Here is a 13,972-nt window from a genome sequence, read left to right as displayed (position 1 = left end):
CATGGGTCAGCGCCGGACCGTGACCTCGACCCCGGCCAAGCCCCTGGTCAGCGCGAAAGGCTTGTCGATATTCACGCACGCCTCAATCACACCGCCCCAGCCGACGCATATGTCTCCCAGTTGATGGGCGAATGTCTCGATAAGGGGGATGTGCACCTGCGCCAGCGCTTCTGCCGCGGCGGCTATCCGCCGATAATCGATCGTTTCGCCGATCATCGACACACTTTGCGCCTCCAGCAGTAATTCTACCGTTATCACCAGTGGCTGCCGCCGACCGATCTCGTCCGGGTTGATGCCGATGTCCGCCAGCAGCGGCAGTTCGCGCACCCTGACGCGCGTTTCGCTATTCTGATGGGGGGGGCTCATGCCTGCCTCTCCGCCGCGATTGCCGTGTTCTTCAGCAGGCACGCGATCGTCATCGGGCCTACGCCGCCGGGCACAGGCGTGACGGCACGCGCATGCCCCAGTTCATGTGTCGCGCAATCACCGACCAGCCTGGTAGTCCCGTCATGCTCCACCACGCGCGTGATGCCCACGTCGATGACGATGGCACCGGGCTTGACCCAATAGCCGCGCACCAAATGCGGCGCGCCTGCCGCCGCGACAATCACGTCGGCACCGCGCGCGATGTCGGGCAGGTTGCGCGTCTCGATATGCGTGACCGTCACCGTCGCTTCCCGCTCCAGCAACAGCATCGCCACCGGCTTGCCCACGATGTTCGATTTCCCGACCACGACGACGTTCAGGCCGCGATAATCGTCGATCACTGTGTCGAGCAGCAGCATGATGCCAAGCGGCGTGCAAGGCACCAGGCCCCCTGTGCCGGTCGACAGTCGCCCCACATTGACCGGGTGGAAGCCATCGACGTCCTTTTCCGGCGAAATACGGTCCAATATCTTCATGCTGTCGATGCCAGCGGGCAAGGGCAACTGAACCAGTATGCCATGCACGCTTCGGTCTTCATTCAGCGCGTCAATCAGGGTAAGAAGGCTTTGTTCGTCGCACTCCGCCGGCAATCGCCTCTCGATCGACCGGATGCCTGCCTTGCCGCATTCGCTGATCTTGCGCCGGACATAGACGTCGCTCGCTGGGTCGTCGCCCACCAGCACGACGGCCAGCGCCGGTGCTATGCCACGCGCCTTGAGTTGCGCCACCATTTCGGCGGTATCCGCCGTCACGGCGCGCGCGATTTCCCGCCCGTCGATCAGTTCGCTCATATATCTATCCCCGAAACACGACGGTGCGCCTGTGGTTGAGGAATACCCGGTCGTCGAGATGAAGCCGAACCGCCTCCGCCAGCACGCGGCGCTCGATGTCACGCCCCTTGCGAACCAGTTCCTCAGGCGCATCGGCATGGCTGATCGGTTCGACGTCCTGATGGATGATCGGCCCTTCATCAAGGTCGGCGGTCACATAATGGGCGGTCGCGCCGATCATCTTCACGCCCCGCTCATGGGCCTGATGATAGGGCTTGGCGCCCTTGAATCCGGGCAGGAAGCTGTGATGAATATTGATGCAGCGACCCGACAGGAATGCCGACAGATCGTCAGAGAGTATCTGCATGTAGCGGGCAAGGACGATCAGTTCCGCCCCGGTTTCGGTCACGACCTGCTTGATCCGCGCTTCCTGCTGCGGCTTGCTATCCTTGGTGATCGGGAAGAAATGATAGGGAATGTCGCCGATCAAGGACGTGTGCAGGCCCTCGCGCGGGTGATTGGAGATGATCGCGACGATATCCATCGGCAATTCGCCGATGCGGCTGCGATAGAGAAGGTCGCCCAGGCAATGGTCGAATTTGGAGACCATCAGCACGACCTTCTTGGGCTGCGCGCGGTCGCGCAAGGTCCATTCCATGTCGCAGGCGCGCGCGATGGGCGCAAATCCCTCCCGCAACATGTCCAGCGTCTGACCGTCGCCGGAACGAAAGGCGACCCGCATGAAGAAAAGGTCATTCAGGGGATCGTCGAACTGCTGGGCGTCAACAATGTTGCATCCCCGTTCGGCCAGATAGCCCGCCACCTTCGCCACCAATCCGGGCCGATCGACGCATTGCAGGCGCAGGGTGCAGATATCGGTCATGGAAGACTCCCTTGCTTGGCCGGGACGATGGACCTGCGTCACGCCCGACCGATTATGTTTCATGGCAAATGCCAGTTCCGGTCGCGGCGTCAGGGCCGCTCGTCATATCCGTTGATCCAGGCGATGGTCTTTTCCAGCCCGCCGAAGGGATAGAAATGCAGCCGCACCCGGCCATGGTCCGGGCCGATCCCACGCGCTAGGCTCGCCACCAGCCTGTCCGGCCCCATCGACCCGAACAGCTGCGCGATGGAGATGCCATATTTGGCGAGGACGGCGGCGGATGCACCCACGCCGCAGCGCGCGGCAAAGCGGATGAGCGTCTTGATGCCCGCAGGCCCCGGCACCCCGATCCGCACGGGCGCGTCAATGCCCCTGCCTCGCAGCGCGCGCAGCCATTCCAGCACGCGTTCGCCGTCAAAGGCAAATTGCGTCACGATCAGCGGAGCCATGCCGCGCCGCTCGATTTCGGCACATTTGGCTTCCAACACGGACCAGCATTGCTCTTCGCTCATGTTCGGATGGCCTTCGGGATGGCCGCCGATGCCGATGGCGGTCACGCCCATCCGCTCGAACGCGCCGCTACCGATCAGGGCGCTGCTGTCAAAAAACGGGCCTTCGGGTTCTGACGGGTCGCCAGCAATGACGAAACAGCGCTTCACCCCCGCCTGAGCCGTCGCGGCAGCCAGATACTCCTCGAACTCCGCAGCCGACGCGATCCGGCGGGCGGAAAAATGGGGCATGGGTTCAAAACCCCGCGCGCGCACCAGCTTGATCGCATCCAGCCGGGCGGACAGCGTTTCGCCGGGCAGGAACGTTACCGCCACGGGCGTTTCGGGCGCCATTGCAGGTGCGGCGGCGCGCAGCGACTCAACATCCTTCGCAGTCATTTCGATCGAGTAGCCGTCGACCATGTTGAGGGCCGGACGATCCCAGTTCGGGTGAATGACGGGCTTGTTCACGGTCCTTCCTCCTGTTGTGCGATTAGCCCTAGCGCATATGAATAACTTCGTATAGATGAAATGTTCATGGACGTGAAGTTGATGCTAGCATGCCTGAACGCTGGCCCCAGCACCTCACGCCCTCGGATTTCACCAGGCAAAACGGAAAGGTGCTTGACCATGAGCGATAAAAATCTTCAGCAACTGCTCGACGAAAAGGAAGATATCGTCGAGTTCCTGCGCAACCAGCAGACCGGCCCCAACGCCTATCCGGGGGTCCCGCCCGAATATAGCAACTGGCGTGACGAACAGCGCGCATGGGCCGAAAGCGCCGTGCTCTTCAACCAGAGCTTTCACATGGCCGACCTGCTCGTCACCGGGCCGGGGGCGTTCGACATGCTGGCTTATCTCGCCCCTAACAGCTTCAAGGGCTTCGTCCCCAACCGCGCCAAGCAGTTCGCGCCCGTCACGCCCGAAGGCTATGTGATCGGCGACGTAATCCTCTTCTATCTGGAAGAAGAAAAGTTCGAGCTGGTCGGCCGCGCGCCCTCCATCGAATGGGTGGAATATTGGGCCTCGACGGGCAAATGGGACGTCAAGGTAGAGCGTGACGAACGCACTGCCGCCCGCCCGCTCGACCAGCAAGGCTATCGTCGCAACTATCGCTTCCAGTTGCAGGGACCGAACGCGATGACCGTGCTGGGCAAGGCGATGGGTCAGACCCCGCCCGACCTCAAATTCTTCCACATGGCGCCGATCACCATCGCTGGCGTCGAAGTCCGCGCGCTGCGCCACGGCATGGCGGGCCAGCCGGGTTACGAACTGTTCGGCCCCTGGAAGGATTATGACACCGTCCGCAACGCCCTGATCGAAGCGGGCAAGGACGACGGACTGACGCTGTGCGGCGGTCGCACCTATCCGTCGAACACACTCGAATCGGGCTGGATTCCCTCCCCGCTGCCAGCCGTCTACACCGGCGAAGGCACAAAGGATTTCCGTGCCTGGCTGGGCGCCCGATCCTATGAAGGCATGTGCTCGCTGGGCGGCAGCTTCGTATCCGACAATATCGAGGATTATTATCTCAACCCGTGGGAGCTGGGCTATGGCATCATGGTCAAGTTCGACCATGATTTCATTGGTCGCGAAGCGCTGGAAAAGGTCAAGGACCAGCCGCATCGGCAAAAGGTCACGCTGGCGCTCGACAATGAAGACGTCGTGCGGGTGTTCAGCTCCATGCTGCAAACCGGCGACAAGGCAAAGTTCATGGAGTTTCCGAGCGCTGTCTATTGCATGCATCCCTATGATGCCGTCCAAAAGGACGGGAAGACGGTCGGCGTATCGACCTGGATCGGCTACACCGTCAATGCGGGCCGTTTCCTTGCGCTGGCGATGGTGGATGCCGAACATGCCGTGCCCGGCACCGAAGTCACGCTGCTATGGGGCGAACCGGATGGCGGCACGTCCAAGCCCACCGTCGAACCCCATGTCCAGACACCGATCAAGGCGACCGTATCACCGGTTCCCTATTCGGAAGTGGCGCGCGACAATTATGCGGACGGCTGGCGCACCAAAATGAGCTGAGATACCCGACTGCCCTGATCGGGTTGGGCCGGGAAACGTGGAAAATCGTTCCCCGGCCCTTTTGTTTCAGCGCATCTTTTCGGAAAAACTACAAAGCAGGCGTTCAAGCCGTCGTAAAAAGCCCGACCGCCTCTTGCAGCTTGGCGACCGCATGAGCCTCCAGGTCACCGTTGAGGCGAGGCGTGGGAATCGCCACGGCAAAGGCACCGACCGCCTGGCCATCCACCACCACCGCCATCCCCAGACCGTGGATGCCTGGCGTATATTCCTCACGCGTGCGGCCTATCCCGGTGCGGCGGATTTCCGCGAGTTCGGCGCGCAGTGCGGTCTCGTCAGTGATGCTGCTGGGGGTAAAGGCTTCGCGGGGACCCTGCTGGAAATAGTGGGCCAGTTGCTCGTCGGATAGCCATGCGAGTATCGCCTTGCCCGCCGCCAGACAATGCATCGGCGTGCGCGTGCCCACGCTGATCGAGTAACGCAGCGACTGTTCCGCCGTTTCCGTGGCGATCGCCTCCAACTCCCAACCATTGCGGACGAAAAAGGACGCCGTCTCATTTGTCTGGAACCGCAGGGACTTGACCAATGGCCGGACCCGGTCGGCCAGCGACAACGATCCCCTTGGAGCCCTCAATCGCTCCAGCGCGGCACCGGGCAGGTAACGCCGTCCATCACGCGCCAGATAGTCGCGCTCCGCCAGCGTCGCCAGCAGATAGGACAGGCTGCTGACCGGGATGGCCAGCCCCGCAGAAATCTCCTGCGCAACGACGCCGGCTGGCCGGGCGACGACATATTCCAATATGTCGATGGTGCGCATCGCCGATTTGACAGTGGACGGCGGGGAACCATTCATGGATCGGCGAACTCCTGGTCAAAATCTCAGGCCGCTCCGCCTTCCGGGGCGGGGCCAGCCCGCGTCCATGGGGACGAAACGGTCATGCAGGGAACCAGCCTTAATCTGCGTATCGCTGGTGAACAACAGCATTGCGCTCCGCCAGCGTCTACGCAGACAACATCGATCAGCCGGTCTCGACAGGTTCCAGCACCAGATGGCCGATTGCAGTATTGCTGCACGGGATATGATAATGGCGGTGCAGGCATCGCGTCTCCTTGCCCAGCGCGCCGCGCATGATGAGCCACATCACCATTTCAATGCCTTCCGATCCCGTTTCGCGCAGATATTCGATGTGCGGAATCCGGCGCGCCGCGTCACTGTCGCCGATCAGCGCGTCCATGAACTGATTGTCCCATTCGCGATTGAGCAGCCCTGCGCGCGGCCCCTGAAGCTGATGGCTCATGCCCCCCGTGCCCCATATCTGCACGTTCAGATCCTCAGGAAAGCTCTCCACCGCGCGGCGGATCGCTTCACCGATCGCCCAGCAGCGATTGCCGGTCGGCACCGGATAGGTGACGACGTTGACGGCGAAGGGGATGACCTTCACCGGCCAGCGGTCCGGCGTCCCGAACATCATCGACATCGGCACGGTCAGGCCATGATCCACGTCCATCTCATTAATGATGGTCATGTCGAATTCGTCCAGGATCAGGCTCTGGGCGATGTGCCAGGCAAGGTCGGCATGCCCCTCGACATCGGGAACGGGGCGCGGCCCCCACCCTTCATCCGCCGGCTTGTACCGCTCGCCACAACCGATGGCGAATGTGGGCACGATCTTCATGTCGAAAGCGGTGGCATGGTCGTTGAATACCAGGATGACGACGTCCGGCTTCTGCTCCTCTTCCCATCGCTTGGTCCATTCATAGCCCTGGAAGATCGGGCCGAAATAATCGTCCTCCGTCTTTCCCTGGTCGACTGCCACGCCCAGCAGGGGCACATGGCTCGATCCCACGCCTGCGGTGATCCTTGCCATCTCAATAGCCTCCCTTGATGGAGCGATTACCCAGTGCCGACCGTCCGCCCCGCAGCATCATGTCGCGATATTCCGGGAAGCTCATGTCTGTCATGGTCGACACGGCCTCCGCAAAACTGATGCCGTCGGTCGAAAACAGTTTGGAGAGGAAATAGATGTTGCCGCCCAGGTCTAGCAGCGCATTATAGTCGCGCCGCAGCAACGCCTGCTTGGCCGCTTCATCGATCGGCCATTCGTCCAGATAGGCCCGTTCGTCCGCACGAAAGCGGGCGCGATTATCCTCCGTCATCAGGCTCATCGCAAACTGGTTGATATGATAGCCGCGACGGGCGCGAGCGGCAGTATAGATCCGCGTACCCGGAATATCTTCCAGTTGGGCAAGATATTCATGAATATCCGGCGTTGGTCCGGCATCGCTCGTCATGCCCGTCTCCTTGTCTTTTCCCTGCTCTTTACGCGGCTTTATCTGCGCGACCCGGCCAAAGCTGAGCTACTATAGCATCACCAATAAATTCGCATAAGCGAATCATTCATATAGGCGAATATCATATCCCGACCTCATTTGCCGGGAGCTTCACCGCCAACTGCCTCATCGGCCCAATAAAGCCGCATCGGATTGTCGATCAGCATCTTCCTCTGCAACATGGCCGTGGGCGCGATGCGGGGGATCATATCCACTAAATGCCCATCGTCAGGAATGGCGTCCTGCATATTGGGATGCGGCCAGTCGGTGCCCCAAAGGACGCGATCCTCATAGTCGGCGACCAGCGGGGCAACCGCACCCGCGAAATCGTCCCACGGGCTTCCATGCGGGTCAAGCCTGTCGGGGCAGGTCGCCTTGAACCAGATGTCATCGCGGCTATCCAGCAACCGACGAAAAGCCACCATGTCCGCGCCGTCCGGCCCCTGCCTGACGTCTGGGCGACCCATATGGTCGATCACCACGGGCACCGGAATCGCGTCGATGAACGGGCGCAATTCGGCCAATATGTCGGCCTCGAAATAGATGACGACATGCCAGCCATCGGCCAGCCGCTTCGCCAGGTCCAGAAACCTGTCCTTGGGCGCATCATCCACCAGTCGCTTGAGAAAATTGAAGCGCACCGCACGCATGCCGCCCTCGTGAAGCGCCACAAGTTCCTCGCGGGAAATCGCCGGGTCGACCACGGCGACACCCCGCGCTCTCCCGTCCGAGCGCCTGATGGCATCGAGCGTCGCGGCATTGTCGGTCCCGTGACAACTGGCCTGGACGATGACATTGCGCGTGAACCCCAGATGATCGCGCAGCGCGAACAAAGCCTCCGGCCCGGCGTCCTGCGGCAGATATTTCGCCTTCGCGCTGAACGGGAAGGCCGCCATCGGCCCGAACACATGGCAATGCGCATCGACCGCGCCGGGCGGCGGCGTGTAACGCGGCCTCGATGGCGCGTGGTGCCAGCTTTTGATGCGTTCGCCCTGCCCCACGGTCATGCGAAAATTTCTCCGTCCATCAGCTTGCGGGCCGTGCGCAGCATCGCGGCGCTGACGACCGCCCCGCCTTCGCCGACGCTGACGACACAGCTCGTCTCGCCGGTCGGATGCTCCACCGACAGCGTCTTGCGCACGCCTCCCGGAATCACGGCAACCTCCGCCGCCGGAGAGCCCTCGATCAAACAGGCGGTGGCAACGCTGACCGCACCCAATACGCCGATGGAGGCATGGGCGCGGTGCGGGATGAAGCTGCGCACCGTCACCGCGCCGCCATGGCGCGGCGGTGCGACCAACATCATCTTGGGCACCGACGCTTTCGTCACATCGCCCAGATTCATGCGTTCGCCGACCGCCAGACGGATCGCCTCGATCCGCGCTTTAAGGGCGCCATTGCCATCCAAGGCCTCGCGATCCTCATAGCCAGTGATTCCCAAATCGCTCGCCTGCATGACGACACAAGGCATGCCATTGTCGATCAACGTCACACGCACCCCATCGACCTCGTCCACCGGGTTGCCGGTGGGCAGCAGCGCGCCGCAGGACGACCCGGCTATATCCTTGAACTCCAGTTGGATGGGCGCGGCGGAACCCGGCACGCCGTCGATGCGCGCATCGCCCTCATAGCATAGAACCCCGCCGGGCGTCTGGACCGTCGCGATGGCGACCTGCCCCGTATTCTCCATATAGATGGCAACGCGCGTTTCACCGCCCTGCGCCGGGACCAACCCTCGCTCGATCGCAAAAGGGCCGACGCCAGCCAGGATATTGCCGCAATTTTGGGCGTCCGACACGATTGCCTGATCGACAAAGACCTGGAGGAATAGATAGTCGACATCGACCCCTTCGCGCACCGACGGTTTAATGATCGCGACCTTGCTGGTCAGCGGGTCGGCCCCGCCCATGCCGTCAATCTGGCGCGGGTCGGGCGACCCCATCACCCGCAGCAGGAAAGCGTCGCGCCCAGCATCGTCGGCGGGAAGATCATGGGCCAGGAAATAGCCGCCTTTGGACGTCCCTCCGCGCATCCACATGACGCGGGCGGATGCCTGCCCAGACGCCTGCTCAGACATATTTCAGGCCCATCTGCTCCAGCCGGGGCCGCATATTATAGATGTCGAGGCCAAGTTCCCCGGCGGCGAGGCGGACGCGCTTGCCCTCTTCCGCCGCCTCCCGCGCTCGCGCCTTTTCCAACACAGCGGCGGCTTCGGCGCGCGGCACGATGCATATGCCATCATCATCAGCGATCACCACATCGCCGGGATTGACGAGCGCATTCGCGCACACGACCGGCACGTTGACCGATCCGAGCGTATTCTTGACCGTACCCTGCGCATGGATCGCCTTCGACCATACCGGAAAATCCATCTGCTGAAGATCCCGCACGTCACGCACCCCCGCGTCGATCACCAGGCCACGGCAACCCCGCGCCTGCGCCGACGTCGCCAGCAGATCGCCGAAATAGCCGTCGGTGCAAGGACTGGTGGGGGCGAGTACAAGGATATCGCCTTCCTGCAACAGTTCGATCGCGACATGGATCATCCAGTTGTCGCCCGGCGGTGCGGAGATGGTGACCGCGCTGCCCGCAATCCGCGCGCCGCCATAGATGGGACGCATGTGGGGCGCGAGCAGGCCAGTGCGGCCCTGAGCCTCGTGCACGGTCGCAACGCCTGCATGGGCAAGGCCGTCGATGACGGACTGGTCGGCCCGCTCGATATTCTGGACGACGATGCCGGACATATGGGCTGCTCCTGCTCCGGGATAACTCTTCCTCTCTGGCATGGACAGTAAAGGCATCGGCCACAAATCCGAACTATGCATTTCGCATAAGTTTTTGCTAATCATGCTATATGCAGGCCGATCAAATCAATATCCGCCACCTTGCCGCCATGGTAGCAGTCGTTGACCATGGCAGCGTCAGCATGGGCGCGCGCGCCGTGAACCTGACTCAGCCTGCCGTGACGCAGGGCATCGCCAAGCTGGAGGCGCTGCTGGGCGTCGCATTGTTCGAACGGGGACCGGGCGGCATGACGCCCACCGCCGCCGCGCTTTGCTTCAAACCCCGCGCGGACGCCGCGCTGGCCCTCATCGGCAGCAAACGGGTGACAGCGACGCAGGTCCGCGCCTTTGTCGCGCTCGCCCAGACAGGCAGCTATGCTACAGCGGCGCCCCATGCGGGCGTTACAGAGCCGTCGCTGCACCGGGCCGTGGGCGACCTGGCGCTGGGCATCGGCGCGCGGCTGGTCGAACGGCGGGGGCGCGGCATCGCGCTGACGGCGGCAGGACTCACGCTCGCGCGCCGGTTGCGCCTGGCTCTGGGCGAATTACGACAGGGGCTAGAGGAAATCGCGGCGTTACAAGGGCGCGAAAGCGGGCGGATCGTCGTCGGCGCAATGCCGCTCAGCCGCGCGCGGCTTTTGCCGTCCGCGATCTCCGCCTTCCGCAGGGCGTCTCCCGGCATCGCCGTTTCCGTGGTTGAAGGGTCGCATGCCGAACTGGTCGGCCCACTGCGCGACGGAGAGATAGACGTGATGGTCGGCGCGCTCCGAACGCCAGCGCTGGGCCATGACCTCGTGCAAACGCCACTGTTCGAAGATCGCCTGACCATATTCTGCCGTGCCGGGCACCGGCTGGCCTCTGGCTGGAACGCCGACGATCTGTCCCGCTGTACATGGATATTGCCAAAGGAAGGGACTCCTCTGCGCGACCTGTGGCGCGCGATGTTCGCGGAATTCGGCAGCACCTTGCCCGATGTCCCCGTCGAATGCGGTTCGGTATTGATGGTGCGCCAGATGCTGGTCGATGGCGACTATCTGACCCTCTTGTCCATGGACCAGCTGCGGGTCGAAGTGGAAAGCGGCATCATCGCCGATATCGGGCCCGTTCCGGGAAGGATCAGCCGGACGATCGGCTTCACGACAAGGGCGCAGTGGCGACCCACGCAAAGCCAGCGCCGGTTTATCACCGCTATCGAACAGGCGGCGGACACTCTTAAACAAGTGAATTCGTAAAATATTATAGCATGGGCCGGGATTCGATTGGCGATACACCGCACCTTCCCCCATTCCCGCGTCATGAAACAGGAAGTGGGTCTGATCGGATTTGGCGAGGCCGGGTTCACGCTGGCAACGACAGGCAATTGGGGCGACTCGGCCTTCGTTTTCGACATCAAGGCGACCGAAGCGGACACACGCGCCGCCATGCTCGCCGCTTACGCCCGCGCGGGTGTGCAGCAGGCGGCATCGCTCCATATTCTGGTCGGTGACGCGGCGCTGCTGCTGTCGCTCGTGACGGCGGACAAGGCGCTGTCCGTGGCGCAGGATGCAGCGGCGTCGATAGTGCCGGGCGCACTGTTCTGCGACTTCAACAGTATCGCGCCCACGACGAAGCAGGCTGCCGCACGGGCGATTGAGGGGGCAGGCGGCCACTATGTCGATGTCGCAATGATGGCCCCGGTCGCCCCTCCAGGCGTGGCCGTGCCGCTGCTGCTGAGCGGCCCGCAGGCGTCACGGGCGCAGGCGCATCTGGCGGCGCTGGGCTTCACCCGCACCCGCATTGTCGGCGCGGACGTAGGGCGCGCCTCGTCGATCAAGATGATCCGGTCGGTGATGGTCAAGGGGATCGAGGCGCTGACCGCCGAGTGCATGATCGCAGCCGATGCGGCTGGCGTGCTGGACGAACTTCTGTCCTCGCTCGACGCGAGCGAGAAGGCGCAGCCATGGGCGGATCGGGCCGACTATAATCTGGACCGGATGATGGTCCACGGCCTGCGCCGCGCGGCGGAGATGGAGGAGGTCGTCAAGACACTCGACGCTCTTGGCACAGGTTCCATGATGACGCGCGGCGTGGTGGAACGGCAGCGCGCAATCGGCTGCCTCGCCGCCACGCCGCCGCCGAAAGGCCTGAAGGAAAAGCTGCAGCATCTTTCCACCGCCTCCATCCAGTCCGACGGACGCTCGCACAAAAATGTCGATGCTTCGAGGGAGAAGATATGAGCCTGATCATCGACTGCCACGGCCATTACACCGTGTTGCCCAAGGCGCATGACGCTTGGCGGGAGGAACAGAAGGCGGCGTTCAAGGCCGGAACCCCCTGCCCCCCCTATCCCGATATCAGCGACGCGGAAATTCGCGAGACGATAGAGGCGAACCAGCTGCGCCTCATCAAGGAACGCGGCGCAGACATCACCATATTTTCCCCGCGCGCGTCTGCAATGGCCCCCCATGTCGGCGATGCGGATGTAGCACGCGAATGGGCGACGCGCTGCAATGACCTGATCGCGCGCGTCGTCAGCCTCTTCCCGGAAAGCTTCGCAGGCGTCTGCATGTTGCCCCAGTCGCCACTGGCCGACATGACGAGCAGCATCGCCGAGCTGGACCGCTGCGTGACGCAGCTGGGCTTCATCGGCTGCAACCTCAATCCCGATCCGGGCGGCGGCCATTTCACGCATCCGCCGCTCACCGACCGTTTCTGGTATCCCTTTTATGAAAAGATGGTCGAGCTTGACGTCCCGGCGATGATTCATGTGTCGGGCAGCTGCAATCCCGCGATGCATGCGACCGGCGGCTATTATATCGCCGCCGACACCATCGCCTTCATGCAGTTGCTGGAGGGCGACCTGTTCGCCGATTTCCCGACGCTGCGCTTCATCATTCCCCATGGCGGCGGCGGCGTCCCCTATCATTGGGGGCGTTACCGGGGGTTGGCGGATATGCTGAAGAAGCCGGGCCTCGACACGCATCTGATGAACAATCTGTTCTTCGACACCTGCGTCTATCATCAGCCGGGGGTCGACCTGCTAGCGGACGTGATCGACAACAAGAATATCCTGTTCGGTTCGGAAATGGTCGGGGCTGTGCGCGGCATCGACCCCACCACCGGCCATTATTTCGACGATACCAAACGCTATGTCGACGCGCTCGACATCAGCCAGGCCGAACGGCACGCCATTTTCGAAGGCAATGCGCGCCGCGTCTTTCCCCGCCTGGACACGATATTGCGGGGCCGGGGTCTATGAGCGCCATGCCCCCTATTCGCCGCCCTTACGCAGGTCGGCTTAACCCTCTATCCTGATCCATATAAGGAGAATTTCATGCGCATCGCCCTTGCGGGAGCCGGCGCCTTTGGCGAGAAACATCTCGACGGGCTGAAGAATATCGACGGCGTCACCGTCACGTCCCTCATCGGTCGCGAACTGGACGCGACGAAGAAGGTGGCGGAAAAATATGGCATCGGCCATGCGACCACCGAACTTGACGAAACGCTCAGCCGTGATGACGTGGACGCGGTGATCCTGTGCACTCCGACCCAGATGCACGCCGCCCAGGCGATCGCCTGCATGAATGCGGGCAAGCATGTGGAGGTCGAAATTCCCCTGGCCGACAGCTGGGCGGACGCGCAGGCCGTGCTGGACAAACAACGGGAAACCGGCCTGGTTTGCATGGTCGGCCACACCCGCCGGTTCAACCCCAGCCATCAATATGTGCACAACCGCATCAAGGCGGGCGAATTCAACGTTCAGCAGATGGACGTGCAGACCTATTTCTTCCGCCGCCGCAACATCAATGCAAAGGGTGAACCGCGCAGCTGGACGGACCATCTGCTCTGGCATCACGCCGCGCATACCGTCGACCTGTTCGCCTATCAGGCTGGCAAGATCGTGGCGGCGCATGCGATGCAGGGGCCGATCCACCCGGAACTGGGCATCGCCATGGACATGTCGATCCAGCTCAAGAGCGAGACCGGCGCGATCTGTACCCTGTCGCTCAGCTTCAACAATGACGGGCCTCTTGGCACCTTCTTTCGCTATATCGGCGACACCGAAACCTATGTCGCGCGATATGACGACCTGATGAATGGCAAGGAAGAACCGATCGACGTCAGCGCGGTGGACGTGTCGATGAACGGCATAGAGCTGCAGGATCGCGCGTTCGTCGCGGCCATCCGGGACGGGACCGAACCCAACAGCTCTGTCGCGCAGGTATTTGATTGTTACCGCGTGCTGGGCGAACTGGAAAAGCAACTGAGCTGAAACATAACCGC

15 protein-coding genes are annotated in these 13,972 nt (G+C 62.5%); 5 read left to right on the top strand and 10 right to left on the bottom strand.

Going from position 1 to position 13,972, the window contains the following annotated elements:
• Window positions 1-6: 6 nt before the first annotated feature.
• From FHS54_RS05950 to FHS54_RS05935, 4 genes are all read right to left on the bottom strand, one after another.
• Window positions 7-366 (bottom strand): dihydroneopterin aldolase, encoded by a 360-nt coding sequence (locus FHS54_RS05950; RefSeq protein ID WP_167302909.1) that lies wholly within the window; start codon window positions 364-366, stop codon window positions 7-9.
• Window positions 363-1,217: a bifunctional 5,10-methylenetetrahydrofolate dehydrogenase/5,10-methenyltetrahydrofolate cyclohydrolase gene (locus FHS54_RS05945; RefSeq protein WP_167302908.1), complete on the bottom strand. Its 855-nt coding sequence runs from the start codon at window positions 1,215-1,217 to the stop codon at window positions 363-365. The genes FHS54_RS05950 and FHS54_RS05945 overlap by 4 nt, the downstream gene beginning before the upstream one ends.
• Before the next feature lie 4 nt (window positions 1,218-1,221).
• Entirely contained in the window at window positions 1,222-2,079 is an 858-nt protein-coding gene (gene purU / locus FHS54_RS05940) for a formyltetrahydrofolate deformylase (RefSeq protein WP_167302907.1), read from the bottom strand.
• Between the two features lie 89 nt (window positions 2,080-2,168).
• Window positions 2,169-3,038 (bottom strand): methylenetetrahydrofolate reductase, encoded by an 870-nt coding sequence (locus tag FHS54_RS05935; RefSeq protein WP_167302906.1) that lies wholly within the window; start codon window positions 3,036-3,038, stop codon window positions 2,169-2,171.
• 159 nt (window positions 3,039-3,197) lie between these two features.
• Here FHS54_RS05935 and desA point away from each other — a divergent pair, with 159 nt between their 5' ends.
• Window positions 3,198-4,598 carry a syringate O-demethylase gene (desA, locus tag FHS54_RS05930; RefSeq protein ID WP_167302905.1) on the top strand — a complete coding sequence of 467 codons (1,401 nt, stop codon included), beginning with the start codon at window positions 3,198-3,200 and terminating at the stop codon, window positions 4,596-4,598.
• A gap of 103 nt (window positions 4,599-4,701) precedes the next feature.
• Here the strand turns inward: desA and FHS54_RS05925 are convergent, their stop codons facing one another.
• From FHS54_RS05925 to ligK, 6 genes are all read right to left on the bottom strand, one after another.
• Window positions 4,702-5,448 carry an IclR family transcriptional regulator gene (locus FHS54_RS05925; RefSeq protein WP_167302904.1) on the bottom strand — a complete coding sequence of 249 codons (747 nt, stop codon included), beginning with the start codon at window positions 5,446-5,448 and terminating at the stop codon, window positions 4,702-4,704.
• A 166-nt stretch (window positions 5,449-5,614) separates the two neighbouring features.
• Window positions 5,615-6,463 (bottom strand): class III extradiol dioxygenase subunit beta, encoded by an 849-nt coding sequence (locus tag FHS54_RS05920; RefSeq protein WP_167302903.1) that lies wholly within the window; start codon window positions 6,461-6,463, stop codon window positions 5,615-5,617.
• Window position 6,464: 1 nt separating this feature from the next.
• The gene (gene ligA, locus FHS54_RS05915) at window positions 6,465-6,887 is read right to left on the bottom strand and encodes a protocatechuate 4,5-dioxygenase subunit alpha (protein WP_167302902.1); all 423 of its coding nucleotides are present in this window, start codon (window positions 6,885-6,887) and stop codon (window positions 6,465-6,467) included.
• A gap of 134 nt (window positions 6,888-7,021) precedes the next feature.
• Window positions 7,022-7,933 (bottom strand): amidohydrolase family protein, encoded by a 912-nt coding sequence (locus FHS54_RS05910; RefSeq protein ID WP_167302901.1) that lies wholly within the window; start codon window positions 7,931-7,933, stop codon window positions 7,022-7,024.
• The gene (locus FHS54_RS05905) at window positions 7,930-9,003 is read right to left on the bottom strand and encodes a 4-oxalomesaconate tautomerase (protein WP_167302900.1); all 1,074 of its coding nucleotides are present in this window, start codon (window positions 9,001-9,003) and stop codon (window positions 7,930-7,932) included. The genes FHS54_RS05910 and FHS54_RS05905 overlap by 4 nt, the downstream gene beginning before the upstream one ends.
• On the bottom strand, window positions 8,996-9,670 hold the full coding sequence (gene ligK / locus FHS54_RS05900) for a 4-carboxy-4-hydroxy-2-oxoadipate aldolase/oxaloacetate decarboxylase (protein ID WP_167302899.1): 675 nt from the start codon (window positions 9,668-9,670) through the stop codon (window positions 8,996-8,998). Before ligK ends, FHS54_RS05905 begins: the two co-directional genes overlap by 8 nt.
• A 110-nt stretch (window positions 9,671-9,780) precedes the next feature.
• Between ligK and FHS54_RS05895 the strand changes: the two genes are divergently transcribed.
• The 4 genes from FHS54_RS05895 to FHS54_RS05880 all read left to right on the top strand — a co-directional run bounded on the left by FHS54_RS05895 (window position 9,781) and on the right by FHS54_RS05880 (window position 13,961).
• Window positions 9,781-10,941: a LysR family transcriptional regulator gene (locus FHS54_RS05895; RefSeq protein WP_167302898.1), complete on the top strand. Its 1,161-nt coding sequence runs from the start codon at window positions 9,781-9,783 to the stop codon at window positions 10,939-10,941.
• A 63-nt stretch (window positions 10,942-11,004) separates the two neighbouring features.
• Window positions 11,005-11,925 carry an NAD(P)-dependent oxidoreductase gene (locus FHS54_RS05890; protein ID WP_167303569.1) on the top strand — a complete coding sequence of 307 codons (921 nt, stop codon included), beginning with the start codon at window positions 11,005-11,007 and terminating at the stop codon, window positions 11,923-11,925.
• Window positions 11,922-12,947, top strand: coding sequence for an amidohydrolase family protein (locus tag FHS54_RS05885; RefSeq protein ID WP_167302897.1), 1,026 nt, complete (start codon window positions 11,922-11,924; stop codon window positions 12,945-12,947). Before FHS54_RS05890 ends, FHS54_RS05885 begins: the two co-directional genes overlap by 4 nt.
• A gap of 75 nt (window positions 12,948-13,022) precedes the next feature.
• A complete protein-coding gene (locus tag FHS54_RS05880) occupies window positions 13,023-13,961 on the top strand; it encodes a Gfo/Idh/MocA family oxidoreductase (protein ID WP_167302896.1) in 939 nt (312 codons plus the stop codon).
• The last annotated feature ends 11 nt before the right edge of the window (window positions 13,962-13,972 follow it).

Origin of the sequence: Sphingobium vermicomposti (genome assembly GCF_011762025.1) — a bacterium.
GTDB classification, from domain to species: domain Bacteria; phylum Pseudomonadota; class Alphaproteobacteria; order Sphingomonadales; family Sphingomonadaceae; genus Sphingobium; species Sphingobium vermicomposti.
This window is presented reverse-complemented; position numbering and strand designations above follow the sequence as displayed.

Excerpts from the sequence above, each read along its gene's own strand:
- FHS54_RS05950 (WP_167302909.1), bottom strand. The coding sequence starts at position 366 with ATGAGCCCCCCCCATCAGAATAGCGAAACGCGCGTCAGGGTGCGCGAA.
- FHS54_RS05945 (WP_167302908.1), bottom strand. The coding sequence starts at position 1,217 with ATGAGCGAACTGATCGACGGGCGGGAAATCGCGCGCGCCGTGACGGCG.
- purU (WP_167302907.1), bottom strand. The coding sequence starts at position 2,079 with ATGACCGATATCTGCACCCTGCGCCTGCAATGCGTCGATCGGCCCGGA.
- desA (WP_167302905.1), top strand. The coding sequence starts at position 3,198 with ATGAGCGATAAAAATCTTCAGCAACTGCTCGACGAAAAGGAAGATATC.
- FHS54_RS05925 (WP_167302904.1), bottom strand. The coding sequence starts at position 5,448 with ATGAATGGTTCCCCGCCGTCCACTGTCAAATCGGCGATGCGCACCATC.
- FHS54_RS05920 (WP_167302903.1), bottom strand. The coding sequence starts at position 6,463 with ATGGCAAGGATCACCGCAGGCGTGGGATCGAGCCATGTGCCCCTGCTG.
- ligA (WP_167302902.1), bottom strand. The coding sequence starts at position 6,887 with ATGACGAGCGATGCCGGACCAACGCCGGATATTCATGAATATCTTGCC.
- FHS54_RS05910 (WP_167302901.1), bottom strand. The coding sequence starts at position 7,933 with ATGACCGTGGGGCAGGGCGAACGCATCAAAAGCTGGCACCACGCGCCA.
- FHS54_RS05905 (WP_167302900.1), bottom strand. The coding sequence starts at position 9,003 with ATGTCTGAGCAGGCGTCTGGGCAGGCATCCGCCCGCGTCATGTGGATG.
- ligK (WP_167302899.1), bottom strand. The coding sequence starts at position 9,670 with ATGTCCGGCATCGTCGTCCAGAATATCGAGCGGGCCGACCAGTCCGTC.
- FHS54_RS05895 (WP_167302898.1), top strand. The coding sequence starts at position 9,781 with ATGCAGGCCGATCAAATCAATATCCGCCACCTTGCCGCCATGGTAGCA.
- FHS54_RS05890 (WP_167303569.1), top strand. The coding sequence starts at position 11,005 with ATGAAACAGGAAGTGGGTCTGATCGGATTTGGCGAGGCCGGGTTCACG.
- FHS54_RS05885 (WP_167302897.1), top strand. The coding sequence starts at position 11,922 with ATGAGCCTGATCATCGACTGCCACGGCCATTACACCGTGTTGCCCAAG.
- FHS54_RS05880 (WP_167302896.1), top strand. The coding sequence starts at position 13,023 with ATGCGCATCGCCCTTGCGGGAGCCGGCGCCTTTGGCGAGAAACATCTC.